This window comes from Rhodococcus chondri (genome assembly GCF_036327435.1).
Classification (GTDB): Bacteria; Actinomycetota; Actinomycetes; order Mycobacteriales; family Mycobacteriaceae; genus Rhodococcus; species Rhodococcus chondri.
This window is the reverse complement of the sequence record NZ_JAUZMZ010000234.1, coordinates 1-5776: the sequence shown is the minus strand read 5'-3', so window position 1 is coordinate 5776 and position 5776 is coordinate 1. Positions and strand designations below refer to the sequence as shown.

General features: G+C 67.4%; 8 protein-coding genes. 3 read left to right on the top strand and 5 right to left on the bottom strand.

Annotation, left to right across the window (positions count from 1 at the left end; translation table 11 throughout):
* Window positions 1-131 precede the first annotated feature (131 nt).
* Entirely contained in the window at window positions 132-737 is a 606-nt protein-coding gene (locus tag Q8814_RS23840) for a ClpP family protease (RefSeq protein WP_330154446.1), read from the top strand.
* A complete protein-coding gene (locus Q8814_RS23835) occupies window positions 734-1330 on the top strand; it encodes an ATP-dependent Clp protease proteolytic subunit (RefSeq protein ID WP_330154445.1) in 597 nt (198 codons plus the stop codon). Before Q8814_RS23840 ends, Q8814_RS23835 begins: the two co-directional genes overlap by 4 nt.
* A 3-nt stretch (window positions 1331-1333) precedes the next feature.
* Here the strand turns inward: Q8814_RS23835 and Q8814_RS23830 are convergent, their stop codons facing one another.
* Together Q8814_RS23830 and Q8814_RS23825 are read right to left on the bottom strand one after the other, a co-directional pair.
* Window positions 1334-1717 carry a helix-turn-helix domain-containing protein gene (locus Q8814_RS23830; RefSeq protein ID WP_330154447.1) on the bottom strand — a complete coding sequence of 128 codons (384 nt, stop codon included), beginning with the start codon at window positions 1715-1717 and terminating at the stop codon, window positions 1334-1336.
* Window positions 1718-1844: 127 nt separating this feature from the next.
* Window positions 1845-2825 (bottom strand): ABC transporter ATP-binding protein, encoded by a 981-nt coding sequence (locus tag Q8814_RS23825; protein WP_330154444.1) that lies wholly within the window; start codon window positions 2823-2825, stop codon window positions 1845-1847.
* Window positions 2826-2960: 135 nt separating this feature from the next.
* Between Q8814_RS23825 and Q8814_RS23820 the strand changes: the two genes are divergently transcribed.
* Complete coding sequence (locus Q8814_RS23820) at window positions 2961-3122, top strand: hypothetical protein (protein WP_330154443.1); 162 nt, start codon at window positions 2961-2963, stop codon at window positions 3120-3122.
* A 77-nt stretch (window positions 3123-3199) separates the two neighbouring features.
* On the opposite strand, the gene Q8814_RS23815 is transcribed toward Q8814_RS23820, so the two are convergent.
* The 3 genes from Q8814_RS23815 to Q8814_RS23805 all read right to left on the bottom strand — a co-directional run.
* Entirely contained in the window at window positions 3200-3856 is a 657-nt protein-coding gene (locus Q8814_RS23815; RefSeq protein ID WP_330154442.1) for a PaaI family thioesterase, read from the bottom strand.
* The gene (locus Q8814_RS23810; RefSeq protein ID WP_330154441.1) at window positions 3853-4722 is read right to left on the bottom strand and encodes a MaoC/PaaZ C-terminal domain-containing protein; all 870 of its coding nucleotides are present in this window, start codon (window positions 4720-4722) and stop codon (window positions 3853-3855) included. The genes Q8814_RS23815 and Q8814_RS23810 overlap by 4 nt, the downstream gene beginning before the upstream one ends.
* Window positions 4723-4726: 4 nt before the next feature.
* A partial coding sequence (locus tag Q8814_RS23805) for a thiolase C-terminal domain-containing protein (RefSeq protein ID WP_330154440.1) occupies window positions 4727-5776 on the bottom strand: 1050 nt, incomplete at its 5' end.

Here is a 5776-nt window from a genome sequence, read left to right as displayed (position 1 = left end):
TGGATGCGTAAGACACACCCATGATCAATCCCTGTCCCCATGCCCGCTCCACCGGCCCGGACAGCACCTCGAATAAAACGAAAACCCCAGCTCACGGGGTCGCTAATCAACAACTACGGCGCCCTGGGTCCATGACGACAAGCGCATCACTCAATTATCGCGAGCAGCTCGCCGACAGGCTCTTTCGGCAACGCATCCTGCAATTGACCGGCGAAGTGAACGACGAGATGGCCGAGCGCCTCTGCTCCGAACTGGTCTTGCTCGCCTCCGCCGACGACCGCCGCGACATCGTCCTGCACATCAACTCACCGGGCGGATCCGTGCTCGCCGGTCTGGCGATCTACGACACCATGATGCTCGTTCCCAACGATGTGGCCACGGTCGCCGTGGGCTTCGCCGCGAGTATGGGGCAGGTGCTCCTCGCCGCCGGAACGAAGGGCAAACGCGTCAGTTTGGCGCACAGCCGCATCATGATGCACCAGCCGTCGGCCGGCTTTGCCGGTACGGCCGTCGATATCGCCATCCAGGCCGAGAACCTCGAGTACATGAAGCGGCAGTCGCAGCAGATCCTCGCCGACGCCACCGGACGGTCCATGGAGGAAATCGAACGCGACAGCGACCGCGACCGCTGGTTCACGCCCGAACAGGCCCGCGACTACGGAATCATCGACGACGTGGTCGGCTCGTTCGCCGAACTCGCGCCGTTCGGCGCGGGCCGGCCGATCGGATTGTCATGAGCACCTACACCATCCCGAGCGTCATCGAGCGGACTCCGGCGGGAGAACGGTCCTTCGACGTGTTCAGCCGGCTCCTCAACGAGCGAATTATCTTCCTGGGCACCGAGATCGACGACGGTGTCGCGAATGTGGTGATGGCGCAGATGCTTCATCTCGAAGCGGAAACGCCCGATCTCGAGATCGGTCTGTACATCAACTCGCCGGGCGGATCGTCGACCGCGATGCTCGCGATCTACGACACCATGCAGTTCCTCCGGGCGACCGTCGCGACGTACTGCATGGGGCAGGCGGGGTCGGCAGCGGCGGTCCTGCTCGCCGCCGGGGCCCCCGGGCGCCGGCACGTGCTCGCGCATTCGCGGGTGCTGCTGCACCAGCCGTCCGCGCAAGGGCAGGGCACCATCTCCGACCTTGCGCTGCAGGCCGCCGAAGTGATGCGTGTGCGGGAGCAGACCGAGGAAATCCTCGCCGCCCACACCGGACGCGACGTCGAGCAACTGCGCCGCGACACCGACCGCGACCGCATCTTCTCCCCGCACGACGCGGTGGCCTACGGGCTCGCCGACCACGTCCTCGTCAACCGCGACAGCCTCTAGCGGTTACGCCGCGCACAGTTCGATGCCGCGGCCGGGGGCGGCACGCAGGGTGCGGTGCGCGGTCATCCGGCGGATTCCCCGCGCGAGCAGCTGCTCCATCGGCAGGTCCAGCGCAGCGCACACCGACCGCAGGATCTCCGACGAGGGTTCCTTGCGGCCGCGCTCGACCTCCGACAGGTACTGCTTGGACATCCCCACGGCGCGGGCGACGTCGTCGAGGCTGCGGTCCTGGTCGCGGCGCTCGTCCCGCAGCACTTCGCCGTAGACCTGCCGGAGCAGCCGGGGTTCCGGCTTCGGCGTTCGCGCGTCCCGCGGCCGGGGCACTCGCCCGGCGCGCACTGCAGCCAGGTCCACGATGGTGCGCTGCTTCGGATCCATGCCGACCATTGTGCCGCGAAGCCCGAGGGGCCGGGCGGCGTTCAGCTGTCGACGAACGTCCCGTCGACGGGTACCGCCCCTCACCGCTTGCGGGTCCACTGCCGGCTCGGGCGTCCGGCGAGTGCGTACGGGTGGTTCAGTCCCGAACGGTCGGCAGCAACGGAAAATGGCAGGCGACGAAGTGGTTGTTCCCGATGTCGCGTGGTTCGGGTACATCGGTAGCGCAGATCTCTTGTGCCTGAGGGCATCGGCTGCGGAACCGGCATCCGGACGGCGGATCGAGCGGAGAGGGCGGTTCGCCGGTCTGCTCGTGCTCGGGTGCCTGCCCCGAGCCGGGTGCCGCCGACAGCAGCAGACGTGAGTAGGGATGAGCGGGCGCGGCGAAGAACTGCTCTGCCGGAGCGAGCTCACAGACCCGTCCGAGGTACAGCACCATGACGCGATCACTGACGTTCTTGACGACGCCGAGGTCATGAGAGACGAACACGACCGTCAGATCCAGGGTGCGGCGCAGTTCGCGGATGAGATTGAGGATGCGTGCCTGAACCGAGACGTCGAGTGCGGAGACCGGCTCGTCGCAGAAGAGGACCCGCGGCTGCAGGGCCAACGCCCGGGCGATCGCGATGCGCTGACATTGACCGCCGGAGAACGACTTCGGTCGTCGGTCACCGACGAGATCGACGTCGAGTGAGACGGCGTCGAGACCTCTGCGGACCTGCTCGTCGACGGTGTCGGTCACCCGCTGCGGCCAGATCCGCAGACCCTCCGCGACGAGTTCTCGAACGGTCCGGCGTGGATTCAGCGACGCGATCGGATCCTGGATGATCATCTGCAGATCGGGGCGGAGTTGTCGCATCTCCTCGCCCGTCAGCGAGGTCAGTTCATGGTCCCCGTAGTGCACCGCCCCGCCGGTGACGGGAGTCAATCGCAGGACGGCGCGGAGGAGGGTCGACTTTCCGGATCCGGATTCGCCCACGATGCCGAGTGTTTCGCCACGTCGGACGTCGAAGCTGACCCCGGAGACGGCGTGTATTGTTCCGCCTGCGGTCGGGTACTCGACGACCAGGTCGTCGATCCGCAGGAGTGCGGTTCGGTCAGGGGCGTACGTGGGGCTCATCGGCGAGAAGATCTTCCCCGAAGAAGTCGAAATTGCACTGATGGCACATCCGGCGATCGAGGACGTGGTGGTGGTGGGGGCCCGGACCCGAGGTTCGGGGAGAGGGTCGCTGCGGTCGTGCAGGTGCGCGCCGGTATGTCGGTCGATGTCGACACCCTGGCCGACCATTGCCGCACACTCGTCGCCGGCTACAAGATTCCGCGGAAGATCGTCGTCGTCCCGGAGGTGCAGCGGTCGCCGAGCGGTAAGGCCGACTACCGGTGGGCGCGGAAACTGGTTGTGTCGGAAGGGCCCTAGCCGGATCGGATCGGCACTTCGACGCTTCGGCCGGGGCGGTGTTCCACCGACCCCGGCCGAACCGTCGAGTAGATGCGTCAGCGCGGACGCGGGACTGTCTTGTCGATGAACAAGGCCTCGACGGAGACACACACCGTGCCGTCCGCGGTCTTGATCTCACCGATGGTGTTGATCTTGCGGCCTTCCTGGGAGACCAGCCGGCCACAGATCGTCAACGGCTCGAACAGGGGCGTGGGACGGTGATACCGGACGTTGAGCTGCGCCGTGGCGCCACTGCGCCCTGCCCATGCGTTCGCCACTCCGAGGGTGTGATCGAGGAGTAGCGCCGCGACCCCGCCGTGCACGTGGCCGGGAGGCCCCTGGTACGGGAAGGTCAGCTGGACAACACCTTCCACCGATCCGTCTGCGCGCCCGGCCAGTACCAGCGGTGGAGCCAGCGCGTTCTCCGGCCCGGTGGCAGGGTCGTGACGGGTGACGCCCTCGCCGTGCCACATGTCGATCAGCCGGTCCTCGACCTCGGGCGCGTGCTCCTCGAGATGTGCGGCGATACTGTCGAGTTCCTCCGCGACCCGCTCCAGGTTCGCGTTGACGGGGTCGGTGCGCAGCAGTGCGTCCACCACCCGTCGGGCGGCGGCAGCGGCCCGGTCGATCGCAGTGTCCTGCGGCGCCGAGGTCAGCACCGTGCCGTCCGGCGCGTTGTCCACCGTCGGATGGATGTTCGGATCCGATGTCACAGGACCTCCACGGTTGCGTGCGTGAGTACCGCCTGCCCGTCCCTCTCGGGACAGGTGGCGAGGAGGGTAAGGGTATCGCCCTCTCGCCAGACAGCAGTTTCGATGGTCTCCCCGGGATACAGAGATCCCGCGAACCGGGCCGAGAACGACTTGATCCGGCTCGGATCCCCGTCGAGCACACCGTCGACCACTGCCTTGCACACGATGCCGTACGACGCGAGGCCGTGCAGGATCGGCCGGTCGAAGCCGGCCATCTGCGCGAACGACGGGTCGGCGTGCAGCGGGTTCAGGTCTCCGCTGAGCCGGTACACCAGCGCCTGCCTGGGGTCGGTGGTCGACACCAGTACCTTGTCGGCCTCACGATCGGGCATCGCGGCGGTCACCTCCGGCCCGGGCTCGCCGCCGAACCCGCCCTCGCCGCGTGCCCAGATCTGCATTCCGGTGGTCCACAACGGATTTCCGTCAGCGTCCCCGGCGGACTGCTCGAGCACGATCACTGCGGCCTTGCCCTTGTCCCAGACGTCGGCGACCCGCGACGAAATCGTGGCCGTGCCCGACGCCGGGATCGGAGCGTGCTCGGTGAGCGACTGTCCACCGTGCAGGATCTTGCGCAGGTCGATGTCGATGCCGGGCAGGTTCATTCCGGCCCGCGACGGCGCACCGGACGAGACACCCTGGCCGGCGACCATCGCGAAGGTCGGCAGGACCCGCAGGTTCTTCTCGTACACCCAGCCGAGTTCGGCAGGGTCCAGCGAGTCGGCGCCCGCACCGAGACCGAGGTGATAGAGGATCACGTCCCGCTCGGTCCAAGCCGCTTCGCGGACGGTGGGGGCGGCAGACAGCGCGGCGCTCACGTCGATCGGCACGGGGCTATGCCTCCCTGGAGATGGTGCCGGACCGGTAGAGGGTGACGACACACGCCCCACCGAGACCGAGGTTGTGTTGCAGGGCCACGGACGCGCCGTCGACCTGCCGGGCATCCGCCTGTCCGCGCAGTTGCCAGTTGAGCTCCGCACACTGCGCGAGGCCGGTGGCGCCGAGGGGGTGCCCCTTCGAGATCAGACCGCCGGACGGGTTGACCACCCATCGTCCGCCGTAGGTGGTTGCACCGGATTCGACGAGTTTGCCGCCGTCGCCGGGCGCACACATGCCCAGACCCTCGTACGTGATGATCTCGTTGATCGCGAAGCAGTCGTGCAGTTCGACCACGTCGACGTCGTCGATCGTCAGATCGGCCTGCGCGAAGACCTGCGCGGCAGCCGCGCGGGTCATCGGGGCACCGACGATGTCGATCATCGACTTCTCCGCGAACGCCTCGTCGCTGTCGGTGGTGAGCGCCTGTGCGACGATCTCGATTGCCTGGTCCTCGAGACCGTGCTCGCGCACGAACTTCTCACTGACGATGATCGCGGCGCCGGCACCATCCGAAGTGGGCGAGCACTGCGAACGGGTGAGCGGGGCGTGAATCACCTTGTCGCCCAGTACCTGCTCGAGGGTGTACTCGTCCTGGAACTGCGCATACGGATTGTTGGTCGAATGCTTGTGGTTCTTGACCGCGACCGCCGCGATCTGCTCGGCGGTGGTGCCGTATCGATCCATGTGCTCGACCGCGGCGTTGCCGAAGAGCTGCGCGGTCATCGGGCCGCGGCCCCAGCCGAACTTCTCGATCATCACCTTCAGCTGGTCGTCGAGAGGCGTGACCTTGGGCAGTTCCCCGGTGCCGGTGAGCGCCGTCTTCGTCATCTTCTCGAAGCCCACGGCCAGCGCGCAGTCGGCGAATCCGCCCTGCACCCACTCGCGGGCCATCATCAGCGCCGTCGACCCGGTCGCGCAGTTGTTGTTCACGTTGACGATCGGGATGCCGGTCAGGCCCGGCTCGTACAGTGCCCGCTGCCCGGCGGTGGACGCCTCGAACACGTA

Bases quoted from the DNA above. Each gene is read 5' to 3' on its own strand.
- Q8814_RS23840 (WP_330154446.1), top strand. From the start codon at position 132: ATGACGACAAGCGCATCACTCAATTATCGCGAGCAGCTCGCCGACAGG.
- Q8814_RS23835 (WP_330154445.1), top strand. From the start codon at position 734: ATGAGCACCTACACCATCCCGAGCGTCATCGAGCGGACTCCGGCGGGA.
- Q8814_RS23830 (WP_330154447.1), bottom strand. From the start codon at position 1,717: ATGGTCGGCATGGATCCGAAGCAGCGCACCATCGTGGACCTGGCTGCA.
- Q8814_RS23825 (WP_330154444.1), bottom strand. From the start codon at position 2,825: ATGAGCCCCACGTACGCCCCTGACCGAACCGCACTCCTGCGGATCGAC.
- Q8814_RS23820 (WP_330154443.1), top strand. From the start codon at position 2,961: ATGTCGGTCGATGTCGACACCCTGGCCGACCATTGCCGCACACTCGTC.